At 73.8% G+C, this 26950-nt stretch carries 22 protein-coding genes; 11 read left to right on the forward strand and 11 right to left on the reverse strand.

Features of this window, described 5'->3' with window-relative positions:
• The first annotated feature begins 26 nt into the window (after nt 1-26).
• Nucleotides 27-1343 carry an MFS transporter gene (locus ACZ597_RS09875; protein ID WP_471327393.1) on the forward strand — a complete coding sequence of 439 codons (1317 nt, stop codon included), beginning with the start codon at nt 27-29 and terminating at the stop codon, nt 1341-1343.
• Complete coding sequence (locus ACZ597_RS09880) at nt 1340-1945, forward strand: DinB family protein (RefSeq protein ID WP_471327395.1); 606 nt, start codon at nt 1340-1342, stop codon at nt 1943-1945. Before ACZ597_RS09875 ends, ACZ597_RS09880 begins: the two co-directional genes overlap by 4 nt.
• A 219-nt stretch (nt 1946-2164) precedes the next feature.
• Here the strand turns inward: ACZ597_RS09880 and exaC are convergent, their stop codons facing one another.
• The 4 genes from exaC to ACZ597_RS09900 form a co-directional block, all read right to left on the reverse strand.
• Nucleotides 2165-3688, reverse strand: a complete 1524-nt coding sequence (gene exaC / locus ACZ597_RS09885; RefSeq protein ID WP_471327398.1) for an acetaldehyde dehydrogenase ExaC — start codon at nt 3686-3688, stop codon at nt 2165-2167.
• A gap of 56 nt (nt 3689-3744) precedes the next feature.
• Nucleotides 3745-5031: a GAF domain-containing protein gene (locus ACZ597_RS09890; protein WP_471327402.1), complete on the reverse strand. Its 1287-nt coding sequence runs from the start codon at nt 5029-5031 to the stop codon at nt 3745-3747.
• A 272-nt stretch (nt 5032-5303) separates the two neighbouring features.
• The gene (locus ACZ597_RS09895; protein WP_471327956.1) at nt 5304-5768 is read right to left on the reverse strand and encodes an SAM-dependent methyltransferase; all 465 of its coding nucleotides are present in this window, start codon (nt 5766-5768) and stop codon (nt 5304-5306) included.
• Nucleotides 5769-5871: 103 nt separating this feature from the next.
• The gene (locus tag ACZ597_RS09900; RefSeq protein WP_471327405.1) at nt 5872-6660 is read right to left on the reverse strand and encodes a hypothetical protein; all 789 of its coding nucleotides are present in this window, start codon (nt 6658-6660) and stop codon (nt 5872-5874) included.
• A gap of 144 nt (nt 6661-6804) precedes the next feature.
• Between ACZ597_RS09900 and ACZ597_RS09905 the strand changes: the two genes are divergently transcribed.
• Nucleotides 6805-7719, forward strand: coding sequence for an oxygenase MpaB family protein (locus ACZ597_RS09905; protein ID WP_471327407.1), 915 nt, complete (start codon nt 6805-6807; stop codon nt 7717-7719).
• Nucleotides 7720-7793: 74 nt separating this feature from the next.
• Here ACZ597_RS09905 and ACZ597_RS09910 read toward each other — a convergent pair whose 3' ends face one another.
• Nucleotides 7794-8399 carry a class I SAM-dependent methyltransferase gene (locus tag ACZ597_RS09910; protein WP_471327958.1) on the reverse strand — a complete coding sequence of 202 codons (606 nt, stop codon included), beginning with the start codon at nt 8397-8399 and terminating at the stop codon, nt 7794-7796.
• Between the two features lie 170 nt (nt 8400-8569).
• On the opposite strand from ACZ597_RS09910, the gene ACZ597_RS09915 reads away from it, so the two are divergent.
• From ACZ597_RS09915 to ACZ597_RS09945, 7 genes are all read left to right on the forward strand, one after another.
• Nucleotides 8570-9451, forward strand: coding sequence for an MHYT domain-containing protein (locus ACZ597_RS09915; protein ID WP_471327410.1), 882 nt, complete (start codon nt 8570-8572; stop codon nt 9449-9451).
• A 47-nt stretch (nt 9452-9498) separates the two neighbouring features.
• A complete protein-coding gene (locus ACZ597_RS09920; protein ID WP_471327413.1) occupies nt 9499-12189 on the forward strand; it encodes a sensor histidine kinase in 2691 nt (896 codons plus the stop codon).
• Nucleotides 12189-12632 (forward strand): roadblock/LC7 domain-containing protein, encoded by a 444-nt coding sequence (locus tag ACZ597_RS09925; RefSeq protein ID WP_471327415.1) that lies wholly within the window; start codon nt 12189-12191, stop codon nt 12630-12632. Before ACZ597_RS09920 ends, ACZ597_RS09925 begins: the two co-directional genes overlap by 1 nt.
• Before the next feature lie 17 nt (nt 12633-12649).
• Complete coding sequence (locus ACZ597_RS09930) at nt 12650-13030, forward strand: DUF742 domain-containing protein (protein ID WP_471327417.1); 381 nt, start codon at nt 12650-12652, stop codon at nt 13028-13030.
• Nucleotides 13030-13671, forward strand: a complete 642-nt coding sequence (locus ACZ597_RS09935; RefSeq protein WP_471327420.1) for a GTP-binding protein — start codon at nt 13030-13032, stop codon at nt 13669-13671. Before ACZ597_RS09930 ends, ACZ597_RS09935 begins: the two co-directional genes overlap by 1 nt.
• Nucleotides 13672-13965: 294 nt before the next feature.
• The gene (locus ACZ597_RS09940; protein ID WP_042800536.1) at nt 13966-14364 is read left to right on the forward strand and encodes a roadblock/LC7 domain-containing protein; all 399 of its coding nucleotides are present in this window, start codon (nt 13966-13968) and stop codon (nt 14362-14364) included.
• A 114-nt stretch (nt 14365-14478) separates the two neighbouring features.
• Nucleotides 14479-15261, forward strand: coding sequence for a DUF6397 family protein (locus ACZ597_RS09945; RefSeq protein ID WP_471327421.1), 783 nt, complete (start codon nt 14479-14481; stop codon nt 15259-15261).
• Here the strand turns inward: ACZ597_RS09945 and ACZ597_RS09950 are convergent.
• From ACZ597_RS09950 to ACZ597_RS09960, 3 genes are all read right to left on the reverse strand, one after another.
• Nucleotides 15225-15626 (reverse strand): YchJ family protein, encoded by a 402-nt coding sequence (locus ACZ597_RS09950; protein WP_471327959.1) that lies wholly within the window; start codon nt 15624-15626, stop codon nt 15225-15227. The genes ACZ597_RS09945 and ACZ597_RS09950 overlap by 37 nt on opposite strands.
• A 92-nt stretch (nt 15627-15718) precedes the next feature.
• Nucleotides 15719-16621 (reverse strand): acyl-CoA thioesterase, encoded by a 903-nt coding sequence (locus ACZ597_RS09955; RefSeq protein WP_471327423.1) that lies wholly within the window; start codon nt 16619-16621, stop codon nt 15719-15721.
• A gap of 67 nt (nt 16622-16688) precedes the next feature.
• Nucleotides 16689-19211, reverse strand: coding sequence for a DEAD/DEAH box helicase (locus ACZ597_RS09960; protein WP_471327426.1), 2523 nt, complete (start codon nt 19209-19211; stop codon nt 16689-16691).
• Nucleotides 19212-19355: 144 nt separating this feature from the next.
• Between ACZ597_RS09960 and ACZ597_RS09965 the strand changes: the two genes are divergently transcribed.
• Nucleotides 19356-20147, forward strand: coding sequence for a metal-dependent hydrolase (locus tag ACZ597_RS09965; protein ID WP_471327428.1), 792 nt, complete (start codon nt 19356-19358; stop codon nt 20145-20147).
• Between the two features lie 87 nt (nt 20148-20234).
• Here ACZ597_RS09965 and ACZ597_RS09970 read toward each other — a convergent pair whose 3' ends face one another.
• The 3 genes from ACZ597_RS09970 to ACZ597_RS09980 form a co-directional block, all read right to left on the reverse strand.
• The gene (locus tag ACZ597_RS09970; protein ID WP_471327431.1) at nt 20235-22016 is read right to left on the reverse strand and encodes an ABC transporter ATP-binding protein; all 1782 of its coding nucleotides are present in this window, start codon (nt 22014-22016) and stop codon (nt 20235-20237) included.
• Nucleotides 22013-23845: an ABC transporter transmembrane domain-containing protein gene (locus tag ACZ597_RS09975; RefSeq protein ID WP_471327434.1), complete on the reverse strand. Its 1833-nt coding sequence runs from the start codon at nt 23843-23845 to the stop codon at nt 22013-22015. The genes ACZ597_RS09970 and ACZ597_RS09975 overlap by 4 nt, the downstream gene beginning before the upstream one ends.
• 141 nt (nt 23846-23986) lie before the next feature.
• Nucleotides 23987-26923: an FAD-binding and (Fe-S)-binding domain-containing protein gene (locus tag ACZ597_RS09980; protein WP_471327437.1), complete on the reverse strand. Its 2937-nt coding sequence runs from the start codon at nt 26921-26923 to the stop codon at nt 23987-23989.
• Nucleotides 26924-26950: the final 27 nt, after the last annotated feature.

Below are 26950 nucleotides of genomic sequence, written 5' to 3' on the forward strand. Positions count from 1 at the left end.
GTGGGCGCACGGCGAGGTTGGGCGTCATGATCCCAACCGCCGAACCCGCGCCGGGCAACCACCGGGCCACCTACCGGGAGGTGCTGGCCGAGCCGCGATTCCGGCTGCTCTTCTCGACCCGCACCGTCGCGATCACCGCGGACTCGCTGCGGATCACCACGTTCTCGGTGCTGGTCTTCTCGGCCACCGGCTCCCCGCTGCTGAGCGCACTGGCCTTCGGCATCGGCTTCCTCCCGCAGCTGTTCGGCTCGCTGCTGCTGGGCTCACTGGCCGACCGACTGCCGCCCCGCGCGCTCATCGCCGGCGGCTACGCCTTGAAGTGCGCCGCCGCCCTACTGCTCGCCCTGGTGCGGATGCCGATCGCGGCAAGCCTCGCTGTCGTGGCGCTCGTCACCCTCGCCACACCGGTGTTCAGCGGCGCGTCGAGCCGGCTGGTCGCGCAGTGGCTGGAGGGCGACGCCTATGTACTGGGCCGTTCACTGAACAACATCGCTGCCTCCGGCGCGCAATTGTTCGGTCTGGCGCTGGGAGGTGCGGCCGTCGCGGTACTCGGCCCGCACCGGGCGCTCGCGGTAGGCGCCGTCCTCTACCTGGGCTGCGCGCTCGCCCTCCGCATCCGGCTACCCCGGCTGCAGCCGGGAGAGTTCGGCGGCACACCCGGCAGCGCCCGGGGTGGTGGCGGGGCCGTCCGGGCCAGCCTGCACGGCACCGGCCTGCTGTTGCGGCGCGGACACAGGGTGCGACGACTGATGCTGGCCCAGTGGCTGCCACCCGCGTTAGTAGCGGGCGCGGAAGCCCTGATCGTCGCCTACGCGGGAGGACACCACTTCGCGCCCGGCTGGTACGCCGTGCTGATGGGCTGTCTGCCGGTCGGCATGCTCGTCGGTGACCTGCTGGTGGGTCGACTGCTACGGCCACCCACCCGGGAGCGACTGGTAGTCCCGTTGACTGCGCTGATGGGACTGCCGCTTGTCGGCTTCGCCGCCGAGCCCGGAGTGGGTGTCTCGTCCTGTCTGCTGCTGCTCTGCGGCTTCGGATTTGCCTACGGTCTCGGCCTGCAACGGCCGTTCCTGGACGCCCTGCCGCAGGATGGCCAGGGCCAGGCCTTCGGCCTGCTCGGCTCCGGCGGCATGACGCTTCAGGGCGTCGGACCGGCCTGCTTCGGCTCGGTGGCCGCAGGCATCGGAACAGGCCGCGCGATCGCCCTGGCAGGCGGCGCGGCGGCGCTCACCGCCGGCTGGATCCTCACCTGGCACCGGCCCACCTCGGCTCTGCCGCCCGTCGCGGACCACGTACAGGATCTTGAGACCACGAACAACCCATGGAAGGCTCAAGCCGCATGATCGATGAATTCGCGAAGGACAACCTGCACGTGAGACTGCGGCGGGACCGCGAGGCGCTGCTCTGGAAACTCGACGGCTTGTCCGAATACGACGCCCGCCGACCTTTGACGGCGACCGGGACCAACCTCCTCGGCCTGGTCAAACACGTGGCCACCGTCGAGGCCAGGTACTTCGGCGAGGTCTTCGACCGACCTTCCCCGGAACCGCTGTGCCGGTGGCAGGACTACGACGGCAGCGATCAGTGGGCGACCGAGGACGAGACCCGCGATCAAATCATCGGATTCTACCGGCGCACGTGGGAACACTCGGACGCGACGATCAACGAGCTTCCCCTCGACGCCCCCGGCCACGTGCCGTGGTGGCCGGACCCCGCTCCCAACACGAACCTGTTCGCCGTCATGGTCCACGTCCTCGGCGAGTCCAACCGGCATGCCGGGCACGCCGACATCCTCCGCGAGGGCCTCGACGGCCGGACCGGGGTGAGCCCCGAACACGAGAAGCGGATCGACGAGGAAGCCCGTGCGGCTTACCGCGCGAAGATCGAGATGGCCGCCAGGTCGGCCGCACCAGTCAAGGCTCAGAGAATCTCTCAGGCGACTTGATGTTCGTGCGGCACGATTTTAGTCGTGGGTGCTGATCTAACCGGAGCGTCTGGTTCCTGATGAACCCGCCGTGTTCGACGCGAACATGTGCGACAGCCTCGCCCTCGAGCCGCTCATCCGCGCCATACCGCCGTCCGGCTCAGCCGCGGACCAGGGTGGCGTCAACTCGTCAAACTCCGCACGGTCAAGGGTTGCCACATGAGACACCCTCTAAGGCGCTCAGAAGAAGCCGAGCTTCTTCGGCGAGTAGCTGACCAGGAGGTTCTTCGTCTGCTGGTAGTGCTCCAGCATCATCTTGTGGGTCTCCCGGCCGATGCCCGACTGCTTGTAGCCGCCGAAGGCGGCGTGGGCCGGGTAGGCGTGGTAGCAGTTCGTCCAGACGCGGCCCGCCTGGATGGCGCGGCCCGCGCGGTAGGCGGTGTTGATGTCGCGGCTCCAGACGCCCGCGCCCAGGCCGTACGCCGTGTCGTTGGCGATGCGGATGGCGTCGTCGAAGTCCTGGAACGAGGTCACCGACACCACCGGGCCGAAGATCTCCTCCTGGAAGATCCGCATCCGGTTGTCGCCCTCGAAGATGGTCGGCTCCACGTAGAAGCCGCCCCCCAGTTCTCCGCCGTGGTCGATGCGGCCGCCGCCCGTGAGGATCTTCGCGCCCTCCCGCTGGCCGATCTCCACGTACGAGAGGACCTTGCGCAGCTGCTCCTCCGAGGCCTGGGCGCCGATCATCGTGTCGGTGTCCAGGGGGTGGCCCGGGACGATGAGTTCGGTGCGGGCCACCGCCGCGTCCAGGAAGTCGCCGTACCGGCCGCGCTCGATCAGCGCGCGCGACGGGCTGGTACACACCTCGCCCTGGTTCAGGGCGAACATCGTGAAGCCTTCCAGGGCCTTGTCGCGCAGGTCGTCGTCCGTCGCCCAGATGTCGTCGAAGAAGAGGTTCGGGCTCTTGCCGCCGAGTTCCAGCGTCACCGGCTTGAGGTGCTCCGCCGCGTACTGCATGATCAGGCGGCCCGTGGAGGTCTCCCCGGTGAAGGCGACCTTCGCCACGCGCGGGCTCGACGCCAGCGGCTTGCCGGCCTCCTCGCCGAAGCCGTTGACGATGTTCACCACGCCGGGCGGGAGCAGGTCGGCGACCAGGCTCAGCCAGTAGTGGACGGACGCCGGGGTCTGCTCGGCCGGCTTGAGGACCACCGCGTTGCCCGCCGCCAGCGCCGGGGCCAGCTTCCACACGGCCATCAGGATCGGGAAGTTCCACGGGATGATCTGGCCGACCACGCCCAGCGGCTCGTGGAAGTGGTACGCCACCGTGTCCTCGTCGAGTTGGCTGAGCGCGCCCTCCTGGGCGCGCAGGGCGCCCGCGAAGTAGCGGAACTGGTCGATGGCCAGCGGCAGGTCCGCCGCCAGGGTCTCACGGACCGGCTTGCCGTTCTCCCAGGTCTCCGCGACCGCCAGCGCCTCCAGGTTCTGTTCCATGCGGTCCGCGATGCGCAGGAGGACCGCTGAGCGTTCGGTCGGCGACGTGCGGCCCCAGGCCGGAGCCGCCGCGTGCGCGGCGTCCAGGGCCCGTTCCACGTCCTCGGCCGTACCGCGCGCGACCTCGGTGAAGGGCCGCCCGGTGACGGGGGAGGGGTTCTCGAAGTACCGGCCGCGGGCCGGCTCCACGTACTCCCCGCCGATGAAGTGGCCGTAGCGGGACGCGTACGACATGAGCGCGCCCTCGGTACCGGGTGCCGCGTAACGGGCCATGGGTGTCCTCCCCTTGCCGGGCGCCGTCCGCCGTCGGACAGCGCTCGGCGAGGAGGCTAGGGGCGGGCAGGTTGCGGGTACGTTGCACGGCCCGCGCCGAGCTCCTCGTCGAGGGAGCGTACGCGCGCCAGCGCGGCCGGCCGGCCCTGCGGCGGCAGGGCCCCGGCCAGCGCCCGCCACACCGCCGGGTCCTCCGCGCCCCACGGGCTGCACACCCAGTCGGCCAGCAGCCCCGGGTCCGCCCGGGCGATCACCGCGGCCCGCGCCTGCTCCTCGATCCGCCGCCGCAGCCGGACGATGCCGGGCGCGGAGGAGGCCGGCAGCAGCGGGCCCGGATAGCGGGTGAGGGCGGCCGAGACGGCTCCCGCCGCCAAGTGCCGGGTCACGGCGGTGAAATCGGCTTCCAGGGGAGCGGCGGTCCGGTACGGGCGGGAGCGCAGGTTCCCGGCACCGAGCACGGCGCGCAGCCGGGACATCTCCGCCCGCAGCGTCACCGCCGCCACCGACTCCTCCTCGTACAGGGCGATGGCCAGCTCCTCCCCGGACAGCCCCTCGGGGTGGTGCGCGAGCAGCGTCACGATCTCACTGTGGCGCCGCCCCAGCGGGATGCGCCGGCCGCCGAGCACCAGCAGCGCCTCGTCCCGTCCGAGGGCGGCGAGGGTGTCGCGGGAGGCCGGCGGCTGCGGTGCCAGCAGCGCCAGCTGGGCTTCGGCCGCCCGCGCCACCGCCTGGACGAACGCCAGCGAATGGGGGTGGGCCAGCCCGTCGCCGCCGGTGATGTCGACCGCCCCGAGCACCCGGCCCGTGCCGGGGTCCCGCACCGGGGCCGCGGCGCACGTCCAGGGGTGGACCAGGCGGCTGAAGTGCTCGGCCCCGAAGACCTGCACGGGCTCCCCGACGGCGACCGCCGTGCCGGGCGCGTTGGTCCCCATCGCCGACTCCGCCCAGCGCGTGCCCGGAACGAAGCCGAGCCGCTCGGCGCGGCGCAGGGTGGCCGCCTCCCCCTCGACCCAGAGCAACTCGCCGCCGGCGTCGCACACCGCGAGCAGATGGGCCCCGTGCGCCGCGAACGCCCCCACCAGATCCCGGAACAGCGGCATCACCCGGGCCAGCGGATGCTGCTCGCGGTAGGCCGGCAGTTCCGCTTCCGCCCGGGCCTGCCGGGGCGCGCACTCCGGACTGACCCGCGCCCGGGCGCACCTCCGCCAGGACTGCGCGATCACGGCCCGGACCGGCGGTTCGACCCGCCCGTGGCGGGTGAAGGCCTCGTGCGCCCGCCGCAGGACACGCGTGTGCTCGACGGGATCGGCCCCGCCCGGCAGCGCCAACGACGGATCGCCCATGTCACCCTCCCGAGGGGTCGTGGAGCCGCGTACGCGGAGGGCCCCATCGTCATGCGGCTCCCGGACCCCGGCAAGCGCCGTGTCGGCCAGTAAGTGCCGGAACCCGGCCGGGAACACGCGGCCGGGTCCGAGCGTTGGCCAAGGCGGAAGCACCAGTCCGGTCGCCTGGGGCGGCCTCACGGTCGAGCGTCGCTCGCGCGTGGCGCAGGACCCGACGCAGCCCGACCTGCGCCAGGGCCGGGTGGCGGACCGGTAGTGGACCCGTGCGTGGACTAGTAGTAGTCCCGCATCAGGGCCGTCGCCCATTCCGGCTGGCGGGTTTCGCCGCGGGGGGCGAACTCCGTCATGTACGGCTTCAGGTCGAGCACGGGGGTGCCGTCCACCGCGTCCAGGCCCTCCACGTGCACGTCCAGGCCGTCGACCCCGAGCACCCTGCACCGTGACAGGCCGATGCGGTTGGGGCGGTTCTTGCCGCGCTGGGCGAAGATCCCGACCAGCGGCCAGTCCTGGTTCCCCCGGGGGTGCCGGGCGCCCGTCTCGACCTTCTCCACCGGCACCCGGTCGAAGTGGTACACCACCTCGACGTGGGAGAAGTCCTCCAGCCCGTACAGGGCTTCGGGGCCGAACCGCCCGGCGTCCAGCCGGATCACCGCCCGCTCGCGCCCCCAGTCGTCGTCGACGACCTCCGCCCGGCCGCCCACGACCACACCCACCGGCCGCGACTCCACCGGCTCCATCGATTCCACCGACTCCGCCGGCGCGACCTGCTCGACCGGCTCCTGAGACTCCGCCATCCCGTTCCCCCGTGTTCCGTCGTCCACTCGTCCGCACTCCGTGTGCTCAGGCGGGCCGTACCGCCACGCCGTCCAGTGCCGCCAGCAGGCCGGACAGCTCCGGCAGTTCGGCGTCCCCGTCGCGGGGGACGGCCAGCACCCCGCCCGGTTCCTCGTCCAGCAGGACGAAGGCCGGGCCGCCCGTCCGGGCCACCAGCGACCAGCCGGGCCCGTCGGCCCGCAGGGTCCGTACGCCCTCGCCCGCGAAGGCCGACCGGACCCGCCCCGGCGGCGGTGTCTCCCGCTCGTACCGGGAAGCCTCACCCAGCGCCCGCGCGAGCCCGGGGTGCGCGGCTGCCGCCGCCCCGCCGTCCTCCGCGAGGCGCTCGCGCCAGTCGGTCCACTCCCGGGCGATCTGGTCCGCGCCCAGGCGCCGCTGCACCGGCCCCCAGACCTCCGCCGAGGGCGGCGCCAGCGGTACCCGCCCCGTGCCGTCCGCGCCCTGTTCCGGGTCGTGCGGCTCCGGGATGCCCGCCGTGGACACCGTCAGCTCCAGCGGCCAGCCCGCCAGCGAGACCACGATCGTGTGCTCGTCGGGCGACAGGTCGTACTCCATGCCGCAGTCCCAGGAGGCGATGGCCGTGGCCACGAGCGAGACGTCGTCCACGACGACCGTCCAGCGCGCGCCCTCCTCGTCCTGGCCCAGGACCAGCCCGTACCCGTCGGCGACCGGCTCCACGCCCAGCTGCGCGCACGCCTCGGGGAAGTCGTCCCCGAGCACCGCCGGAAACTGCGCGGGGGTCAGCAGCACGGCCGTCAGCACGTACAGCGAGCCCCCGTCCTCCTCATCGGACACGTGGCCTCCCGGTGCCTCCCGATCGCGTTCTCGTCGGCGCACCTTAACCAGCGGGTAACTCGCACGTCGAGACCCGACGGGGATCGATTTCCAAGCCCGCTACCTGCACGTAGAGTTGGGGACCCGCCACAGAAAGGGAGACCGGTGCAGCGTTACGACCGGCTGAGGGAAATCCTCCGGCTCGACCCCGACAAGGACTTCCTCGCCATCTACCGGCTCACCGCCACCTACGAGTTCCCCTGGGACTTCACCCGCGCCCTGGAGCTCGCACTCTTCAGGACCTACGCCGTCCCCTCCATCGGGGCCCTCCTCGCCGAGACCGCGGAGTTCACCGAGCGCGCCCAGAAGCGGTACGACGACACCTCGCTGCTCCTCGACGCGGTCGTGGAGCACGGCTTCGAGAGCGACACCGCGCGCACCGCGATCCGCCGCGTCAACCAGATGCACCGCAGCTACGACATCTCCGACGACGACATGCGCTACGTCCTGTCCACGTTCGTGGTGATTCCGGCACGCTGGCTCGACGCCTACGGCTGGCGCCCGCTGACCCACCACGAGCGCCGGGCCTGCGCCAACTACTACGCCACCCTCGGCCGGCACATGGGCATCACGGACATCCCGGGCTCCTACGAGGAGTTCGAGAGCACCCTGGACGCGTACGAGCAAGCCCACTTCGGCTGGGACGAGGGGGGCCGCGAGGTCGCCGACTCCACCCTCGACCTGATGGCCTCCTGGTACCCGGCGCCGCTCGCCCCCGCCGTGCGCGGCGCGAGCCTCGCCCTGCTCGACGAGCCCCTGCTGGACGCCTTCCGGTACGAGACCCCGCGCCCCGGCCTGCGGCGGCTGGTGCGGGGGGCGCTGCGGCTGCGCGGCCGGGCGGTACGGCTGCTGCCCCCGCGCACCGCCCCGCACTACGCCCGCCAGAACCCGGAGATCAAGGGCTACCGCGGGGGCTACGACGTCGGCGAGCTCGGCACCTTCCCCGTGCCCGGCGCCGGCGGCTGCCCCGTGCCGCACCCGCGCCGCCCGGCCGGAGCCGAGGCCCAGCCCCCGACGTAACCCCCGGGGCCGGGCGGGTGCGGGCGCGCGGGCCGACGTACGAAAGGTTCCCGGCCGGGGCCCGTGCGGCCCGCTCAGCCGCGCACGGCCAGGACCAGGAAGCGGGTGTCCTCGTCGGCGTACGAGGTCATCCGCCAGCCGGCACCGGACAGCAGCGGGCCGAGGTTGTGCTCGGCCCGCAGGTCGTCCGGCGTCAGCTCGCGGCCGTGGCGCGCGGCGAGCGCGGCTCGCCCGATCGGGTGGAAGAGCGCGAGCAGGCCGCCCGGGCGGACCACGCGTGCGAGCTCGCGCAGGTTCTCGGCGGGCTCGGGCAGGTGGGCGATCAGCCCGGCGGCGAAGACCGCGTCCAGCGCCCCGTCGCGCAACGGCAGCCGGGCCACGTCGGCGCGCAGCAGGGTCCCCTCGCGGTCGCGTCCGGCCCGCCGCGCCTCGGCCAGCATCTCCTCGGTCAGGTCCACGCCGAGCACGGTTCCGGACGGCCCGACGGCCGCGCGGAGCGGGACCAGCGCCCGGCCGGTACCGCAGCCCGCGTCGAGCACCCGGTCCCCGGGCCCCACGCCGAACTCCGCCACGGCCGTCGCGAAGGCGGGCCCGTCCTCCGGGAACTTGCCGTCCCAGGCGGCTGCGCGCGCCCCGAAGAACTCCTGCACACGCGTGTGGTCTTCGTTCGTACGACTCATACGGCTCATGCGCACATGATCCCGCACCGTCCTGGTCGCTGCGGACCGTGTGCAAGGTGGCGCGCGGTGTGATCGGAGATGAACGTCTCTCTGTCATATTCCAGCAGTTACAGCGTCTTTCGAAATGCGCCCCTTGTTCGCGCCCTCACCCGCACTAGCGTCCCGTGGCCATGGGACACCTGGACCACGCCGCCTATGGCTGGCTGACACCCGCGCTGTCATACGTGATGGCATCGATCGGCGCCGCCCTCGGCCTGCGCTGCACCGTCCGCGCGCTCGCCGCGACCGGCGCCTCCCGCCGCAACTGGCTCCTCACCGCGGCCTCGGCCATCGGCACCGGCATCTGGACGATGCACTTCATCGCCATGCTCGGCTTCGACGTCACCGGCACCGAGATCCACTACAACGTGCCGATGACCCTGCTGAGCCTGCTCGTCGCCATGCTCGTCGTGGGCGCCGGGGTCTTCGCCGTCGGCTACGGCAAGGACCGCGGCCGCTCCCTCGTCCTCGGCGGCCTGACCACCGGACTCGGGGTCGCGAGCATGCACTACCTCGGCATGGCCGCCCTGCGCCTGCACGGCCGGATCGAGTACGACCCGCTCACCGTCGGCCTCTCGGTCGCCATCGCGGTCGTCGCCGCCACGGCCGCGCTGTGGGCCGCCCTCAACATCAAGTCGCCGCTGGCCGTCGCCGTGGCCTCCCTCGTCATGGGCGCCGCCGTCAGCAGCATGCACTACACCGGAATGACCGCCGTCTCCGTGCGCGTCACCCCCTCGGACGCGGCCCTGCCCGGAGCCACCGCCATGCAGTTCATCTTCCCGCTCGCGGTCGGGCTCGGCTCCTACCTCTTCATCACCGCCGCCTTCGTGGCGCTCTCCCCGACGGCGGACGAGCGGGCGGCGTCGGTCTCGGCCTCCGCGCCGGGGGTTCCCGCGGCGGCCGGCCGGGGGCCCGGCTCCGTGGCGGGTCCCGGTGCCGGTCCCGGCTTCACCCCGGCCGCCGCCGGAGCAGCAGCACGGCGGCCCGGTGAAGGCCCCCTCACCCCGCGCTGACCCCCGCCGCCCCCTGAGGATCCGTACCGCCCCGGAACGAGGAGCCCATGCGCAGACCCCGCAGAAGACCGGAAGCAGCGCCGCCACGGCACCCCGGGCCCGCGTCCCGAGGCCGCCGCGCACACGCCGGTCCCCCCGCGGCGGAGCCACCGGAACCGCCGGGACCGCGCGGACCCGAATCCCGCCACCCCGGGCCCGCCCCCGTCGCGGGCGCCGACGGCGGCCGGCCCGGCGGTCCGTGGGACCGGCTGCGGCCCGCCACCGTCCGGGCGAAGATCGTCTCCCTGCTGATGGTCCCGGTCGTCTCCCTGCTCGCCCTCTGGGGCTTCGCCACCGTCAGCACCGCCCAGGACATGGCCCGGCTCAGCAGGGTCCGCCAGGTCGACGCCGAGATACGCACCCCCGTCGCCGCCGCCCTCACCGAGATCCAGGCCGAGCGCCGGGCCGCCGTACGCTTCCTCGCCGACCCCGCCTCCGGCGAGGCCTCCGCCCTCGACCAGCAGGCCCGCCGCACCGACGAAGCCGTACGCCGGCTGCGCCTCGGCGACCGGCACACCGTCGCCGACTCCGGCGACTACCGCACCGACACCGTCGCCCGGCTCGGCGCGTTCGTCGCCGCCGCGGAGGCGCTCCGCCCCGCCCGCAAGGACATCGCCGCCCGCCGCGCCACCCCGGAGGGCGCGTACGAGACCTACACCCGCGTGGCCGACTCCGCCCTCGCCGCCGAGGGAGCCCTCTCCGGGGGGTCCGACGCCGAACTCGGCCCCGACGCGCGGGTGCTGCTGGAATTCGCCCGGGCCGGCGAGCTGCTGTCCCGGGAGGACGCCCTGCTCGCCCTCCCCGGCCCCCGCACCGCCGAAGCGCTGCGCCGCCTGGCCGGCGCCGTGGAGACCCGCCGCACCCTCACCGCCGCCGCCTCGCGGGACCTGCCGGCGGCCCAGCGGTCCGTCTGGGAGGCCGTCTCGAAGGGCACCCCGTACGCCGAGCTCACCGCCGCCGAGGACAGGGCCCTGGCGGCGGCCCCCGCACCGGCCGCCGCCAACCCCGTCCCCGCCGCCGCGACCTCCGCCCCCGCGGCTTCGGCGGCCGCCTCGGCGGCGCGCGAGGTGCACGGGGCGCCGGCCGGCTGGGACACCGCCCACGCGGCCGTGAGCGGCTCGATGCGCGAAGTGCGGCAGGCCGCGCACGCCCGGTCCGCCGGACGCGCCGACCCGCTCGCCGAAGGCGCGTTCGGCCCGGCCGGCGCCGCGGTGCTGCTGGGCCTGGTGGCGGTCGCGGCCTCGCTGGTGATCTCCGTACGGATCGGCCGCGCCCTCGTGGTGGAGCTGGTGTCGCTGCGCAACACCGCGCTGGAGATCGCCCACCGCAAGCTCCCGCAAGCCATGGAACGGCTGCGGGCCGGGCGGGCCGCGGGCATCGACGTCGAGGCCGAGGCCCCGTTCGGGCCGCCCGCCGAGGACGAGATCACCCAGGTCGGGGAGGCCCTGTCGACCGTCCACCGGGCCGCCCTCAGCGCCGCCGTCGAGCGCGCCGAACTCGCCGGCGGGGTGAGCGGCGTCTTCGTCAACCTCGCCCGGCGCAGCCAGGTGCTGGTGCACAAGCAGCTCGACCTCCTCGACTCGATGGAGCGCCGCGCCGACGACCCGGGCGAACTCGGCGACCTCTTCCGCCTCGACCACCTCACCACCCGGATGCGGCGCCACGCCGAAAGCCTGATCATCCTCTCGGGCGCGGCCCCTGGCCGGGCGTGGCGGATGCCGGTGCCGCTGACCAACGTCGTGCGCGCCGCCGTCTCGGAGATCGAGGACTACCCGCGCGTGGAGGTCCGCCGGCTCGCCGAGGCGGCCGTCAGCGGCGGATCCGTGGCCGACCTCACCCACCTCCTCGCCGAACTGATCGAGAACGCCACCCAGTTCTCCCCGCCGCACACCAGGGTCCGCGTCAGCGGCGAACCCGTCGGCGCCGGCTACGTCCTGGAGGTCGAGGACCGCGGACTCGGCATGGGCCGCGAGGCGCTCGCGGAGGCCAACCGCCGGATCGAGCACTGCGAGGACCTCGACCTGTTCGACAGCGACCGGCTCGGCCTCTTCGTGGTCAGCAGGCTCTCGGCTCGCCACGGGATCCAGGTTCACCTGCGGCCCTCCCCCTACGGGGGCACCACCGCCGTGGTGCTGCTGCCCAACTCCCTCCTCCAAGGGGCGATCGAGGCCCCGTCCGCCGACAGGACGGAGCCGGAGCATCCGTTCGGCTCCGCGCCCGAATCCGTGCCCGCGCCCGAATCCGTGCCCGCGCCCGAATCCGTGCCCGCGCCCGATTCCGAGCCCGTGACCACGCCCACGCCCGCGCCCGCGCCCGTGACCACGCCCGCGCCCGCGCCCGGTACCGGACCGCGGCCGGCCCCGTTGCCCGCCCCTGTGGCGCCGCTGCGGCCGCGCGGCCCCGGCGGCACGGTCATCCGTACCGCACCGGCCGCCCCGGTGACGGCAGCGGCTCCGGGGCCGGCCGCTCCGGCCGCCTCGGTGACCGAACTGCCGCGCCGCGTACGCCAGGCCAGCCTGGTCCCGCAGCTGCGCGAGGCCCCCGCCGCCGCCCGGGCCCCGGCCGGTGCGCGGCCCCCGGCGGCCCCCCCGGAGCGCAGCCCGGAGCAGGCGCGCGACCGGATGGCCGCGTACCGGGCCGGGTGGGCGCGCGGCTCCCAGGACGATTCCCCCCACGCAGGCAGCGAAGGAGAAGTGTGATGATCGAACACCACAGGACCGCCCTCGACGGCATCCGCAGATCCGGCGAACTGGACTGGCTGCTGGACGAGCTCGTCATGCGGGTCCGGGAGGTCCGCCACGCCGTGGTGCTGTCCAACGACGGGCTGGCGGTGGGCTCCTCCAGCGCCCTGGGCCGGGAGGACGCCGAGCACCTGGCGGCGGTCGCCTCCGGCTTCCACAGCCTCGCCAAGGGCGCGGGCCGGCACTTCCACGCCGGGAGCGTGCGCCAGACGATGGTCGAGATGGACGAGGGGTTCCTCTTCGTCGCGGCGGCCGGGGACGGTTCCTGCCTGGCCGTCCTCAGTACCGCCGGCGCCGACATCGGGCTGATCGCCTACGAGATGGCCCGGCTGGTCAAGCGGGTCGGCGAGCACCTCTACACGCCGCCCCGGTTCGCGGTCCGCCCGCCGGCCGCCGGGTGAGGACGGCGGTCCGGCGCATGGAGGGCCAGTGGTACGACGCCGACGCGGGCCCGCTGGTCCGCCCGTACGCCATGACCGGAGGGCGTACGAAGCCGGGCCCGCACGGGGTCCGGTTCGACCTGATCGCCCTGGTCGTGGTGGACCCGGAGGCGGCCGGGGCGGGGGACGAGGCCCTGCTGGGCCCGGAGCACCGGACCCTGCTCGGGCTCTGCCGCTCCGAGACCCAGTCGGTCGCGGAGCTCGCCGCCGAGGCGGACCTGCCGGTGGGCGTGGTGCGGGTGCTGCTGGGCGACCTGCTGGAGGCGGGGCACGTGCGGGTCAGCGGGCCGGTGCCGCCCGCGCAGCTGCCGGACGAGCGGATTCTGCGGGAAGTCATCGAGGGATTGCGAGCACTGTGATGGGACTGCACGACAACGGCACGACGGGTCCCGGGGGTTCCGGCGCGGGCGCCGCGGCCGAGGAGGAACTCGCCGCGCTCGCCCTGAAGATCCTCGTGGCCGGCGGCTTCGGGGTCGGCAAGACCACGCTCGTCGGCGCGGTCAGCGAGATCAGGCCCCTGCGCACGGAGGAGCTGCTGAGCGAGGCGGGCGAACTGGTCGACGACACGGGCGGGGTGGACCAGAAGACCACGACCACCGTGGCCATGGACTTCGGCAGGATCACCATCCGGGCGGGCTTGTCGCTCTACCTGTTCGGGACGCCGGGCCAGGACCGGTTCTGGTTCCTGTGGGACGAGCTGTCGCAGGGCGCGCTCGGGGCGGTCGTCCTCGCCGACACCCGGCGGCTGGAGGACTGCTTCCCGGCGGTGGACTACTTCGAGCACCGCCGGATCCCCTTCGTGGTGGCCGTCAACTGCTTCAGCGGGGCGCGCGGTTACGCCTCGGACGAGGTGTCGCGGGCGCTGGACCTGGAGCAGGGGACCCCGGTGGTGCTGTGTGACGCGCGGGACAAGGACTCGGGGAAGGAAGTGCTGATCAGGTTGGTGGAGTACGCCGGCCGGGTGCACACCGCCCGGCTGCTCGACGCCGTCGGGCCGTAGGCCGGGGCCGGATTCCGCCCCTTGACGGCCTTCTCGCCGGTGGTGAAGACGACAGGGCGCCGGTCGGGAACGGACCAGATGGGAGCGGTGTGCGGGCTTCCGTCCTCGCCGGCCGCGGACGGGGTCGAGGTGTGTGTGGAGTGCCGTCCGAAGGCCCGCCATTCCTCTTGAGTCATCTTCCGTGCCATGCGTCCATCCTCCTTGCCGGAAAGGCCCTGGTGGGGAAGGCTTGCGGCACGACCGAGCGGGGTGGGGCGCGGCCACGTCGGCCGGGTCAACGGGGAGGGGCTGGAAATGGCACTGGACAAGCAGCTCGACTGGCTGCTGGACGATCTGACGCGCAGGGTCCAGCAGGTCCGGCACGCGGTGGTGCTCTCGAACGACGGGCTGGTGACGGCCGCCAGCGCGGGGCTGGCGCGGGAGGACGCGGAGCACCTGGCCGCCGTCGCCGCCGGGTTGCAGAGCCTCGCGAAGGGCTCGGGACGGCACTTCCGGGCGGGCGAGGTGCGCCAGACGATGGTCGAGTACGACGAGGGGTTCCTCTTCGTGGTGGCGGCCGGCTCCGGCAGCTGCCTGTGCGCGCTGAGCGCCGCCGAGGCCGACATCGTGCAGGTGGCCTACGAGATGACGCTGCTGGTCAACCGGGTCGGGGAGCACCTGGGCGTCGCGGAGCGGCGGATCACCGGGGGGTGACCGCGCCCAGGTTTCCGTCCCGGTCCGCGAGTTATCCACAGGCCTCGCGGGGCTTCGTCACACTTGGTTACGGTCTTCACACGGAGTGATCGCCACTCGTGGGGGAGGACTGTGATGAAGGTGGACATGCAGGCGTGCGCGCCGCTCAGCGGGATCCGCGCGGCCGGGGAACTGGGGCTGAGCCGGGGCGAGTTCGCCCGGGCAGTACAGCTGGGGCTGGTACGGCCGGGCCCCCGGTCGGGGAGCGGCGCCGCCCGCTTCACCCGCGCCGAGCTGGACCGGGTCAGGGCGGGGGAGGGGTTCCCGCGGGAGCTGCGCGCGCGGGTCGAGACCACGGCCGGCGCGGACGCGGGGGCGCGGGTGCTGGAGGTGGGGCCGAGCCGGTTCACCCGGCTCGCGCGCTGCGGGCACCTCACGCCCGTCGGCTACCGGATCAACCGCTACCGGGCCGTCGTCTGGCTCTACCTGGCCGCGGAGCTGCGGGAGTTCGCCGCCAGGGAGCCCGGGATGCTGAGCGGGGCCGCGCCCCCGGGGGACCGGGAGCTGATGGCGGCCGGGGCGGACCTGCGGCCGCGCAGGTGGCGGGGGAGGCACGTGGGGCTGCTGCTGAGACGGACCGCGGATCCCTGGGAGCGGGCGGCCGTACTGGCGTCCGTGCTCCCGGAGGAGGAGGTGCGGGCGGCCGTGCCCGACCCGGCGGAGCGGATCGTGCTCGCCGCCCTCGCCCCGCCACCGCCCTACGGCCACCCCCGGGTTGCGGCGGCCGAGGCCGTGGCCCGGCGGCTGCTGCTGGCGGAGCCGCCGGAGGAGGTCCGCGGCTACCGCGCCGGCCTGGACTCCGCCCTGGCCGGCGCGCGCGGTCAGTCGAACGCGACGGGGGAGAGGGGGCCCACGTAGACCCAGGCCCCGCCCTCGCGGGAGAAGGAGCTGTGCTCGTGCAGCGAGCCGGTGTGGCCGCCCTCGCGGTAGTGGGCGCGGAACTCCACCGCCCCCTCCGTCTCGAACATCCCGCCGCGTTCGGTGGCGAGGATCTCCAGGCGCTCCCATCGCTGGTCCGGATCCAGGTCGAGCCGGCCCGGGCGGGTCGACGGGTGCCAGGAGCGCATGAGGTAGGCGGTGTCGCCGACCGCGAAGGCGCTGAAGCGGGAACGCATCAGCAGCTCGGCGGTGGGCGCCTGCCGGGCGCCGGAGTGGAAGCGGCCGCAGCAGTCCGCGTAGGAGGCGGGCAGCCCGCAGGGGCAGGGGAGGGCCGGGGTGGGCATCGGTGCGATCAGCTCTTCGGTGAGGGGGACGGGGAAGCGGGAGCGGGCGTACGGCGCACACGGCACCCGGGATGCCGCGGGCGCCGCGGGAGTCACTGGGGCGAGACGGCGGGCCGGGCCTTCTCGGCCGGGTAGGGGCGGAAGAGGCCCTCCTGCACCACGGAGACCAGCAGCCTGCCCTCGACGTCGTAGATGCGGCCGCGGGCGAGCCCGCGTCCGCCGTGGGCGATCGGCGATTCCTGGTCGTACAGGAACCACTCGTCGGCCCGGAACGGCCGGTGGAACCACATGGCGTGGTCCAGCGAGGCCATGTCGAAACCGCGCATGCCCCACAGCGGCTCCACGGGGATGCGCACGGCGTCGAGGAGGGTCATGTCACTGGCGTAGGTGAGGGCACAGGTGTGCACGAGCGGGTCGTCGCCCAGCGGGCCGACCGCCCGCATCCACACCGCGCTGCGCGGATCGGCGTCCTTGAGCTCCTCGGGGGTCCAGCGGAGCCGGTCCACGTACCGGATGTCGAAGGGCTGGCGGCGGGCCATCCGCTCCAGCGCCTCGGGCAGGGTGCCCAGGTGCTCGCGGATCTCGTCCGCGACCTTCGGGAGCGTGTCCGGGTGCGGGAAGTCGAGGCGGGGAGGCAGCTGGTGCTCGATGCTGCCCTCCTCCGGGTGATGGAAGGAGGCGGTCAGGTTGAAGATGGTCTTGCCCTGCTGGACGGCGGTGACCCGGCGCGTGGTGAAGGAGCGCCCGTCACGGACCCGCTCCACCTGGTACACGATCGGCACCCCGGGGATGCCCGGGCGCAGGAAGTACGAGTGCAGGGAGTGGACCGGCCGGTCGCTCTCGGTGGTCCGGCCGGCGGCCACCAGCGCCTGGCCGGCGACCTGCCCGCCGAACACGCGCTGGAGGGATTCCTGGGGGCTCGCCCCCCGGAAGATGTTGACCTCGATCTGCTCCAGGTCGAGCAGATCGACCAGTCTCTCGGCGGGGTTCGTCATCACAGGTTCTCCACTGTCGGGTCCGGCGGGCCGGGCGGGGCCGCCCGCGGTGGCTTGCGGGTTCCGGTCAGAGCTCGCCGAGCTCGCCGACCGAGGTGACCCGGATGACGGCCCGGCCCTCCTCGTCGGACGCGGCGAGGTCGACCTCGGCGCTGATGCCCCAGCCATGGTCGCCGTTCGGGTCGGCGAAGGTCTGGCGGACGCGCCACAGGCCGTGCGCCGGGTCCTCCTCGATCTGGAGCAGCTTCGGGCCGCGCGCGTCGGGGCCGGTGCCGAGGTCGTCGTACTCGTCCCAGTACGCGTCCATGGCCTCGCCCCAGGCGTCGGCGTCCCAGCCGGACTCGGCGTCCAGCTCGCCCAGCTGGTCGACGTGGTCCAAGGCCGCCAGCTCGACCCGGCGGAACATCGCGTTGCGGACCAGCACGCGGAAGGCGCGGGAGTTGGCCGTGACCGGCTTGACCTGGTCGGCCTTTTCCTGGGCCTGCTCCGCCGTCTCCACCTCCGGGTTCGCCAGCTGCTCCCACTCGTCGAGGAGGCTGGAGTCGACCTGGCGGACCAGCTCGCCCAGCCAGGCGATGAGGTCCTCGAGGTCCTCGGACTTCAGGTCGTCCGGGATGGTGTGGTCCAGCGCCTTGTACGCGCTCGCCAGGTAGCGCAGCACGATCCCCTCGGTACGGGCCAGCTCGTAGAAGGAGGTGAACTCGGTGAAGGTCATCGCGCGCTCGTACATGTCGCGGATGATCGACTTCGGGGAGACGGGGTGGTCCCGGACCCACGGGTGGCTCTTGCTGTAGACGTCGTAGGCGTGGACGAGCAGCTCTTCGAGGGGCTTGGGATAGGTCACCTCCTGGAGGCGCTCCATCCGCTCCTCGTACTCGATCCCGTCGGCCTTCATCGCACCGACCGCGATGCCCCGCTCCTTGTTCTGCTGGGCCGCCAGGATCTGGCGCGGGTCGTCCAGGGTGGACTCGACGACGGAGACCATGTCCAGGGCGTAGGAGGGGGACTCCGGGTCCAGCAGGTCGAAGGCGGCCAGCGCGAAGGTCGACAGCGGCTGGTTCAGCGCGAAGTCCTGCTGGAGGTCGACGGTCAGCCGGATCGTGCGGCCCTCGGCGTCCGGGGTGTCGAGCTTCTCGACGACACCGCCGTCCAGCAGCGAGCGGTAGATCGCGATGGCCCGGCGGATGTGGCGCAGCTGGGCCTTGCGCGGCTCGTGGTTGTCCTCCAGGAGGTGGCGCATCGCCTTGAAGGCGTCGCCCGGCCGGGCGATCACGGAGAGCAGCATGATGTTGGTGACCTTGAAGCGCGAGGTCAGCGGCTCCGGGTCGGCGGCGATCAGCTTCTCGAAGGTGGTGTCCGACCAGGCCACGAAGCCCTCGGGGGCCTTCTTGCGGACCACCTTGCGGCGCTTCTTAGGGTCGTCGCCGGCCTTCGCGAGGGCCTTCTCGTTCTCGATGACGTGCTCGGGCGCCTGCGCGACCACGAAGCCGGCGGTGTCGAACCCGGCCCGGCCGGCCCGGCCGGCGATCTGGTGGAACTCCCGCGCGCGCAGCGTGCGGACGCGGTTGCCGTCGTACTTGGTGAGCGCGGTGAACAGCACCGTGCGGATCGGGACGTTGACGCCGACGCCGAGGGTGTCGGTGCCGCAGATGACCTTCAGCAGGCCCGCTTGGGCCAGCTTCTCGACGAGGCGCCGGTACTTGGGCAGCATGCCCGCGTGATGGACGCCGATGCCGTGGCGGACGTAGCGGGAGAGGTTCTGGCCGAACTTGGTGGTGAAGCGGAAGTTGCCGATCAGCTCCGCGATCTTGTCCTTCTCCTCGCGGGTGCACATGTTGATGCTCATCAGCGACTGCGCCCGCTCGACCGCCTGGGCCTGGGTGAAGTGCACGATGTAGACCGGCGCCTGCCGGGTCTCCAGCAGCTCCGTGATGGTGTCGGTGATCGGCGTGGTCACGTACTCGTACGAGAGCGGGACGGGCCGGGTCGCGGAGCGGACCACCGAGGTCGGGCGGCCGGTCCGGCGGGTCAGGTCGTCCTCGAACCGCTTCACGTCGCCGAGGGTCGCCGACATCAGGACGAACTGCGCCTGGGGCAGTTCGAGCAGCGGGATCTGCCAGGCCCAGCCGCGGTCGGGCTCCGCGTAGAAGTGGAACTCGTCCATCACGACCTGGCCGATGTCGGCGTACTTGCCGTCGCGCAGGGCGATGGAGGCCAGGACCTCGGCGGTGCAGCAGATCACCGGGGCGTCGGCGTTCACGGACGCGTCGCCGGTCAGCATGCCGACGTTCTCGGTGCCGAAGAGCTTGCACAGGTCGAAGAACTTCTCCGACACCAGCGCCTTGATGGGCGCGGTGTAGAAGGTGACCTTGTCCTGGGCCAGCGCGGTGAAGTGCGCTCCGGCCGCGACGAGGCTCTTGCCGGAGCCGGTCGGGGTGGACAGGACCACGTTCGCGCCGGAGACGACCTCGATCAGCGCCTCCTCCTGCGCCGGGTACAGGGTGATGCCCTGGTCCTCCGCCCACGAGGAGAAGGCCTCGAAGAGGGCGTCGGGGTCGGCGGTCGGCGGGAGCTGATCAATGAGGGTCACGCCCCCCATCTTGCCTGGATTCCCCCCGGAAGAGGGAACCGGCGGACAGAACGAAGATCATCGCCGGTACGCTGGGCCGTCGAGGCGGCCCGACCGAATCCCTCCACAGGGCCCACCACGACAGGACCGGGGCGGGAAACGAGCATGATGGGTCCGGCGCACTCACTGTCCGGAGCGGCGGCCTGGCTGGGGGTGGGCGCGGCCGCGGCGGCGTTCGGACACCCGATGCCGTGGCCCGTACTGGTCGTCGGCGCCCTCATCTGCGCCGGCGCGGCCCTCGCCCCCGACCTCGACCACAAGTCGGCGACGATCTCGCGCGCCTTCGGTCCCCTTTCCCGGGGCCTGTGCGAGGTGGTCGACAAGATCTCCTACGCCGTCTACAAGGCGACCCGCTCCCCGCGCGACGCCCGCCGCAGCGGCGGCCACCGCACCCTGACCCACACCTGGCTCTGGGCCGTCCTCATAGGCGCCGGATCCTCGGCCGTCGCGGTCGGCTTCGACCGCTGGGGCGTACTGGCGCTGCTCTTCGTGCACCTGGTGCTGGCCGTCGAAGGACTGCTGTGGCGGGCCGCCCGGATGTCCAGCGACGTCCTGGTCTGGCTGCTCGGCGCGACCAGCGCGTGGATCCTCGCCGGGGTGCTCGACGAGCCGGGCAACGGCGCGGGCTGGCTGTTCACCGGCGCGGGCCAGGAGTATCTCTGGCTCGGCCTGCCGATCATGCTCGGCGCGCTGGTCCACGACATCGGCGACGCGCTGACGGTCTCCGGCTGCCCGATCCTGTGGCCCCTGCCCATCGCCGGGAAGCGCTGGTACGCGGTGGGCCCGCCGAAGATGATGCGCTTCCGCGCCGGCAGCTGGGTCGAGCTCAAGGTGCTCATGCCGGTCTTCATGCTCCTCGGCGGCATGGGCGGCGCGGCGGCCCTCGGCTTCATCTGAGCCCCCGCCCGCCCGCAGGGATCCGCCCCGTCAGCGGCCCCGGGCGGGGCCGCTGACGGGGCGGATCCTTCCGTCCGGCGGGGAGCGTCAGCCGTGCCAGGACCGCCACAGGGCCGCGTACGCCCCGTCGGCCGCCACCAGCTCGTCGTGCGAGCCGAGTTCACTGATCCGGCCGCCCTCCACCACCGCGATCACGTCGGCGTCGTGCGCGGTGTGCAGCCGGTGCGCGATCGCGATGACCGTCCTGCCGTCCAGCACCCGCGCCAGCGAACGCTCCAGGTGCCGTGCCGCACGCGGGTCCAGCAGCGAGGTCGCCTCGTCCAGCACCAGCGTGTGCGGATCCGCCAGCACCAGCCGGGCCAGCGCGACCTGCTGGGCCTGCGCCGGAGTCAGCGCGCTCCCGCCGGAGCCCACCTCGGTGTCCAGCCCCGATTCAAGGGCCCGCGCCCAGCCGTCCGCGTCCACCGCGCCCAGCGCCGCCCACAGCTCGGCGTCCTCCGCGCCCGTCCGGGCCAGGCGCAGGTTGTCACGCAGGGTCCCCACGAACACGTGGTGCTCCTGGTTGACCAGCGCCACGTGCTCGCGCACCCGCTCCGCCGGCATCCGCGACAGCCGTGCCCCGCCGAGCGTGACCTCGCCCGTCCGCGGCGCGTAGACGCCCGCCAGCAGCCGGCCCAGCGTGGACTTGCCCGCGCCCGAAGGCCCCACCAGCGCCATCCGGGTCCCCGGCGGCACGGACATCGACACCCGGTGCAGGACGTCCACGCCCTCCCGGTAGCCGAAACGGACCTCCTCCGCCCGCACGTCCCGGCCCTGCGGGGCCACCGCCCGGTCACCCGCGTCCGGCTCGATCTCCCGCACGCCCACCAGCCGCGCCAGCGACACCTGGGCGATCTGCAGCTCGTCGTACCAGCGCAGGATCAGGCCGATCGGATCGACCATCATCTGTGCCAGCAGCGCCCCCGTGGTCAGCTGGCCCACCGACATCCAGCCCCGCAGCACGCAGTACCCGCCGATCATCAGCACCGCGCCGAGGATCGTCACGAAGGTGACGTTGACGACGGGGAACAGGACCGTCCGCAGGAACAGCGTGTACCGCTCCCACGCCGTCCACTCCTTGATCCGCCGTTCCGACAGCTCGATCCGGCGCCCGCCCAGACGGTGCGCCTCGACCGTGCGCCCGGCGTCGACGGTCTCGGTCAGCACGGCCGAGACCGCCGCGTACCCGGCGGCCTCCGAGCGGTACGCCGAGGGAGCCCGACGGAAGTACCAGCGGCACCCGAGGACCAGCACCGGCAGCGCCACCAGCGCGGCCAGCGCCAGCGGCGGCGCGGTGACCGCGAGGGCGCCGTAGAGCAGCCCGGCCCACACCACGCCGATCGCCAGCTGCGGCACGGCCTCGCGCATCGCGTTGGCCAGCCGGTCGATGTCGGTGGTGATCCGCGACAGCAGGTCCCCGGTGCCGGCCCGCTCCAGGACCCCGGGCGGCAGTCCCACGGACCGGACCAGGAAGTCCTCGCGCAGATCGGCCAGCATCTCCTCGCCGAGCATCGCCCCGCGCAGCCGCACCAGCCGCACGAAGCAGGTCTGCACGGCCAGCGCCAGCGCGAACAGCAGAGCCACCCGCCCGAGATGCAGCTCGCGCGCCCCCGCCGACAGGTCGTCCACGACCCGCCCCAGCAGGTACGGGCCGGCCATGGAGGCGACCACCGCGACCGCGTTGACCGTCACCAGCACCACGAACGCCCGCCGGTGCCGCCGCAGCAGCCCGCGCACATAGCCCCGTACGGTCGCCGACGTGCCCACCGGCAGGGTGGCGGCCGTCTCGGGGGCCGCCGGATCGTGTTGCGGCGGCACCACGCCGATCATGCGGATTCCTCGATCCCTGTGAGTTCCTCGGCCGGTACGCCCGCGCCGGACGCGGCCGACCGCTGTTCCTCTTCCGTCTCCCGGGTGACGACCGCCCGGTAGCGGGGCTCGCCGCGCAGCAGCTCCCGGTGGGTGCCCGCCGCCAGCGCCCGGCCCTCGTGGACCAGGACGACCCGGTCCGCGCGGTCCAGCAGCAGCGGCGAGGAAGCCAGTACCACCGTCGTGCGCCCGGCGCGCAGCTCCGCGACGCCCCGGGCGATCCGCGCCTCGGTGTGCGAGTCCACCGCCGACGTCGGCTCGTCCAGTACGAGCACCTCCGGGTCGGCGACCAGGGACCTGGCCAGCGCGAGGCGCTGGCGCTGCCCGCCCGACAGGGACCGTCCGCGCTCGGTGATCCGCGCGTCCATCGGGTCCTGCACGCCGTCGGGAACCGACTGGAGCAGGGCGTCCAGGACGTCGCCGCACTGGGCGGCGGCCAGCGCGGCCTCCGCCGTGACCGCCCCGGAGGCCGGTACGTCGAACAGCTCCCGCAGCGTCCCGGACAGCAGCACCGGATCCTTGTCCTGCACGAGGACCAGCCCGCGCGCCGCGTCCAGCGCGAGTCCGTCCAGCGCGACCCCGCCCAGCAGCACCGGGGCCGCCCCGCCCGCACCGTCCACGGGGTGCCCGCCGAGCCGCTCCGCGAGCCGTCCCGCCAGGTCCGGGTCCCCGCACACGACCGCCGTGAACCGCCCGGCCGGGGCCAGCAGCCCCGTGCCCGGGTCGTACAGGTCCCCGCCCGCCGCCGGAGCGGCGGCCGCCTCCCCGGCGGCGGCACCCTCCGCCCCGTCCTCCGTACGCGTCAGCGACAGCACGCGGGCCGCCCGCGCGGCGGAGGGCCGCGAGAAGGAGTACGCCTGCGCGATCTCCTCGAAGTGCCGCAGCGGGTAGAGCATCGTGGCCACGGCACTGAAGGCCGCGACGAGTTCGCCGACCGCCAGCCGGCCGTCCCGCACGAGCAGCGCGCCGTACCAGACCACGGTGATCAGCAGGGCGCCCGGCAGCAGCACCTGGATCGCGGAGATCAGGGCCCACATCCGGGCGCTGCGCACGGCCGCCTCGCGGACCTCCTGGGAGGCCTCCCGGTACCGGCCCAGGAACAGTTCCTCGCCGCCGATCCCGCGCAGTACCCGCAGGCCCGCCACGGTGTCGGAGGCCAGCTCGGTGGCCTTGCCTGCCTTCTCACGCTGGAGGTCCGCGCGCCGCGTGGCACGCGGCAACAGCGGCAGCACCGACAGGGCGAGCACCGGTACGCCCGCCGCGACGACCACGCCGATGGCCGGCGCGTAGAAGAGCAGGCCCACGCAGATCGCGACGACCGCGAAGGCGGCGGCGAGGAAGCGGGACACCGCCTCGACGAACCATCCGATCTTCTCGACGTCACCCGTCGAAACCGTCGTGACTTCTCCCGCCGCGACCCGCCGGGTCAGTGCGGAGCCCAGTTCGGCGGTCTTCCGGGCGAGGAGCTGCTGCACCCGCGCGGCCGCGGTGATCCAGTTGGTGACGGCGGTGCGGTGGAGCATGGCGTCGCCGACCGAGATGGCCGCGCCGAAGAGCAGGAGCAGCCCGCCGGCCAGCAGCAGCCCGGCGCCGTCGCGGTCCACGACCGCCTCGACGCCCAGGCCGACCGTGTACGGGAGTCCGGCGATCCCGCAGAAGTGCACCAGCCCCCAGGCCAGGCTCCGGGCCTGGCCTCCGAGCTGTCCCCGGCCCAGCCACCAGAGGAAACGGGGCCCGGAGCGGGCGTCGGGTACCCCGGGATCCGGATAGGGAAGATCGCTGATCTGCATGACGCCCCACGAACTGGTCGATGACTGCAACCCGCGCAAGGTTCGTCCTCCGGGCCGGGCCGGGGCAATCGATTTTCCGGCCCGGGGGCGCGCGTACAGCGCCTGTTCCGGCGCACGCGCCTCCTTGTGCGCCGGGCGCGTTCAGGGGCGCGTCGCGCGCTCCAGCTCGATCAGCGCCGAGTGGTAGTGGCGGCCCGTGGCCCGGTCCATGCCCACCTCGCACATCCGGTTCGCCGACAGGTGCGCGTCGAACTGCCGTGCCGTCACCTCCGCGGCCTCCCGGGCCGTCGCCGAGGCCGTCAGCTCCGGGTGCAGCATCCCCCGGTCGCCCGCGAAGGCGCAGCAGCCCGCGTCGTCCGGGACCACCACCTCCGCGGCGCAGGCCTCGGCCACGGCGCGCAGCTGCGCCTCGTCGCCCAGGTGCCGCGTGGAACAGGTCGGGTGGAGGACCGCCGAGCCGACGGTACGGCGTACGTCCAGGTGCGGCAGCAGCTCCTCCGCCGCCCAGACGACGGAGTCGACGATCCGCAGCTCGGCGTGGAGGGCGAGGTTGTCCGGGGTCAGGAAGGGGACCACCTCGTGCGCGAGGCCCAGGGTGCAGGAGGACGCGTCCACCACCAGGGGGAGCCGGCCCCCGGCCGTCCAGCCCCAGGCGGCCTCGACGATCCGGTTGGCCATCAGCCGGTTGCCGGCCTCGTAGCCCTTGGAGTGCCAGATCGTCGCGCAGCAGGTCCCGGTGACGTCGCGGGGGATCCACACCGGTTTGCCGGCCCGCTCCGACACGGCCACCACCGCCTCCGGCAGCGACGGGCCGGAGTCCCCCGGGGACCCGCCGAAGATCCGGTTGACGCAGGCCGGGTAGTACACGGCGGCCGCGCCCACCCGCCGGGTCTCCGGCAGCCGCCGCGCGGCGGCCCCGGGGAGCTGCGGGAGCCACTGGGGCACCAGATCGGGGCGTACGGCTCTGCGCGCCGCCCCCGTGACGGCGCTCAGCACCCGGTCACCCAGGGCGTGCGTGATCTTCTCGGAGGCGGCCACGGCCAGCCGGGCCCCGGCCTCGACGGTACGGAACCGCCGGGCGGCCAGCTCGGCGGCACGCTCCTCGCGCGCACCGTGCCGCCGGTGGCGGAAGTCCCGCATCAGCGCGCCGGTGTCGATCCCGACCGGGCAGGCGAGCCCGCAGGTGGAGTCGCCCGCGCAGGTGTCGACGGCGTCGTAGCCGTAGGAGTCGAGCAGTTCGGCGAGCACGGGCGAGTCCGGCTGCTGGCGCGTCATCTCGCGGCGCAGCACGATCCGCTGGCGCGGAGTGGTCGTCAGGTCCCCGCTGGGGCAGGTCGGTTCGCAGAACCCGCACTCGATGCAGGGGTCGGCCACGTCCTCCACCCTCGGGATCGTCTTCAGGCCGCGCAGGTGGGCCCGCGGGTCGCGGTCGAGGAGGATGCGCGGGGCCAGCACCGAGTCGGGGTCGACGAGCCGCTTGGTGCGCCACATCAGGTCGGCCGCCGCGGGCCCCCACTCCAGTTCCAGGAAGGGGGCCATGTTGCGGCCGGTGGAGTGCTCGGCCTTCAGGGAGCCGTCGAACCGCTCCACGGTGAGGTGGCAGAAGGCGTCCATGAAGGCCGCGTACCGGTCGACGTCGGCGGGCTCGGCGGCGTCGAAGGCGAGCAGGAAGTGCAGGTTGCCGTGGGCCGCGTGGCCGGCGACGGCCGCGTCGAAGCCGTGCTCCGCCTGGAGCGCGAGCAGGGCCTCGCAGGCCTCCGCCAGCCGCGACGGCGGCACCGCGAAGTCCTCGGTGATCAGGGTGGTGCCGGGCGGGCGGGCCCCGCCGACGGCGGTGACGAAGGCCTTGCGGGCCTTCCAGTACCCGGCGATGGCGGCCGGGTCGCCGGTGAAGGCGTTGGTGATCGACGCGACCGGCGCCACCAGCTCCAGCGCGGGCAGCACCGCGGCCGCGCGGCGCTCGTACTCGGCGCGGCCCGCCGCGTCCGGGGCCCGGAACTCCACCAGCAGCGCGGCGGTGTCCTTGGGCAGCTCCGCCCAGTCGGCGGGCACGCCCGCGACGCTGACCGAGGCGCGCAGGGTGTTGCCGTCCATCAGCTCGACGGCGAGGGCGCCCGCGTCGTTGAAGAGCGGTACGGCGGCGGCCGCGGCGGGCAGGGACGGGAAGAAGAGCAGCGCGCTCGTGAGCTCCCGGTCCAGGGGGAGGGTGTCGAAGACGACCTCGGCGATGAAGCCGAGCGTGCCCTCCGAGCCGACCATCAGCCCGCGCAGGATCTCGACGGGCGTGGTGCCGTCCAGGTAGGCGTCGAGACGGTAGCCGGTGGTGTTCTTGATCTCGTACTTGGCCCGGATCCGGGCGACGAGGGCCGGATCCGCCTCGATCTCCCGCTTGAGCTCCATCAGCCCGTGGCACAGGCCCGGTTCCGCGCGGGCCAGCTCCTCGTCCGCGAGCGGGTCGGCCGTGTCCACGACGGTGCCGGTCGGCAGGACCAGGGTGAGGGAGGACAGGGTGCGGTACGAGTTCCTCGTCGTCCCGGCCGTCATGCCGGACGAGTTGTTGGCGACGACCCCGCCGAGGGTGCAGGCGACGGCGCTGGCCGGGTCGGGCCCCAGGATCCGGCCGTGCCGGGCCAGGGCGGCATTGGCCCGGAAGACGGTGGTGCCGGGCCGGATCCGGGCGCGCCGGCCCTCCTCCAGGACCTCGATCCCGGCCCAGTGGCGGCGCACGTCGACGAGGATGTCCTCGCCCTGCGCCTGGCCGTTCAGGGAGGTCCCCGCGGCCCGGAAGACCACCTCGCGCTGCTTCCCGTGGGCGTACGAGAGGACCGCGGAGACGTCGTCGATGTCCTCGGCGACCACCACGACCTGCGGGACGAACCGGTACGGGGAGGCGTCGGCGGCGTAGCGGACCAGGTCGGAGACCTTCCACAGCACCTTATCGGCGCCGAGCAGCTCGCTCAGTTCGGCGCGCAGGGCGGGCGGGGTGCCGCCGGCCAGCCGGTCGGGGATCCGGTCGGGGGCGGGGGCGCGCATGCCGCGCGGGCGCAGGGCTCCCGGCTTCGGTTCGAGCAGCGGCATGAGCAGCCCCTTGTCGGTCGCGGTGCG

This window comes from Streptomyces sp. NPDC040718, assembly GCF_055593565.1.

Excerpts from the sequence above, each read along its gene's own strand:
- ACZ597_RS09875 (WP_471327393.1), top strand. The coding sequence starts at position 27 with ATGATCCCAACCGCCGAACCCGCGCCGGGCAACCACCGGGCCACCTAC.
- ACZ597_RS09880 (WP_471327395.1), top strand. The coding sequence starts at position 1,340 with ATGATCGATGAATTCGCGAAGGACAACCTGCACGTGAGACTGCGGCGG.
- exaC (WP_471327398.1), bottom strand. The coding sequence starts at position 3,688 with ATGGCCCGTTACGCGGCACCCGGTACCGAGGGCGCGCTCATGTCGTAC.
- ACZ597_RS09890 (WP_471327402.1), bottom strand. The coding sequence starts at position 5,031 with ATGGGCGATCCGTCGTTGGCGCTGCCGGGCGGGGCCGATCCCGTCGAG.
- ACZ597_RS09895 (WP_471327956.1), bottom strand. The coding sequence starts at position 5,768 with ATGGAGCCGGTGGAGTCGCGGCCGGTGGGTGTGGTCGTGGGCGGCCGG.
- ACZ597_RS09910 (WP_471327958.1), bottom strand. The coding sequence starts at position 8,399 with ATGAGTCGTACGAACGAAGACCACACGCGTGTGCAGGAGTTCTTCGGG.
- ACZ597_RS09915 (WP_471327410.1), top strand. The coding sequence starts at position 8,570 with ATGGGACACCTGGACCACGCCGCCTATGGCTGGCTGACACCCGCGCTG.
- ACZ597_RS09920 (WP_471327413.1), top strand. The coding sequence starts at position 9,499 with ATGCGCAGACCCCGCAGAAGACCGGAAGCAGCGCCGCCACGGCACCCC.
- ACZ597_RS09925 (WP_471327415.1), top strand. The coding sequence starts at position 12,189 with ATGATCGAACACCACAGGACCGCCCTCGACGGCATCCGCAGATCCGGC.
- ACZ597_RS09930 (WP_471327417.1), top strand. The coding sequence starts at position 12,650 with ATGGAGGGCCAGTGGTACGACGCCGACGCGGGCCCGCTGGTCCGCCCG.
- ACZ597_RS09935 (WP_471327420.1), top strand. The coding sequence starts at position 13,030 with ATGGGACTGCACGACAACGGCACGACGGGTCCCGGGGGTTCCGGCGCG.
- ACZ597_RS09940 (WP_042800536.1), top strand. The coding sequence starts at position 13,966 with ATGGCACTGGACAAGCAGCTCGACTGGCTGCTGGACGATCTGACGCGC.
- ACZ597_RS09945 (WP_471327421.1), top strand. The coding sequence starts at position 14,479 with ATGAAGGTGGACATGCAGGCGTGCGCGCCGCTCAGCGGGATCCGCGCG.
- ACZ597_RS09950 (WP_471327959.1), bottom strand. The coding sequence starts at position 15,626 with ATGCCCACCCCGGCCCTCCCCTGCCCCTGCGGGCTGCCCGCCTCCTAC.
- ACZ597_RS09955 (WP_471327423.1), bottom strand. The coding sequence starts at position 16,621 with ATGACGAACCCCGCCGAGAGACTGGTCGATCTGCTCGACCTGGAGCAG.
- ACZ597_RS09965 (WP_471327428.1), top strand. The coding sequence starts at position 19,356 with ATGATGGGTCCGGCGCACTCACTGTCCGGAGCGGCGGCCTGGCTGGGG.
- ACZ597_RS09970 (WP_471327431.1), bottom strand. The coding sequence starts at position 22,016 with ATGATCGGCGTGGTGCCGCCGCAACACGATCCGGCGGCCCCCGAGACG.
- ACZ597_RS09975 (WP_471327434.1), bottom strand. The coding sequence starts at position 23,845 with ATGCAGATCAGCGATCTTCCCTATCCGGATCCCGGGGTACCCGACGCC.
- ACZ597_RS09980 (WP_471327437.1), bottom strand. The coding sequence starts at position 26,923 with ATGCCGCTGCTCGAACCGAAGCCGGGAGCCCTGCGCCCGCGCGGCATG.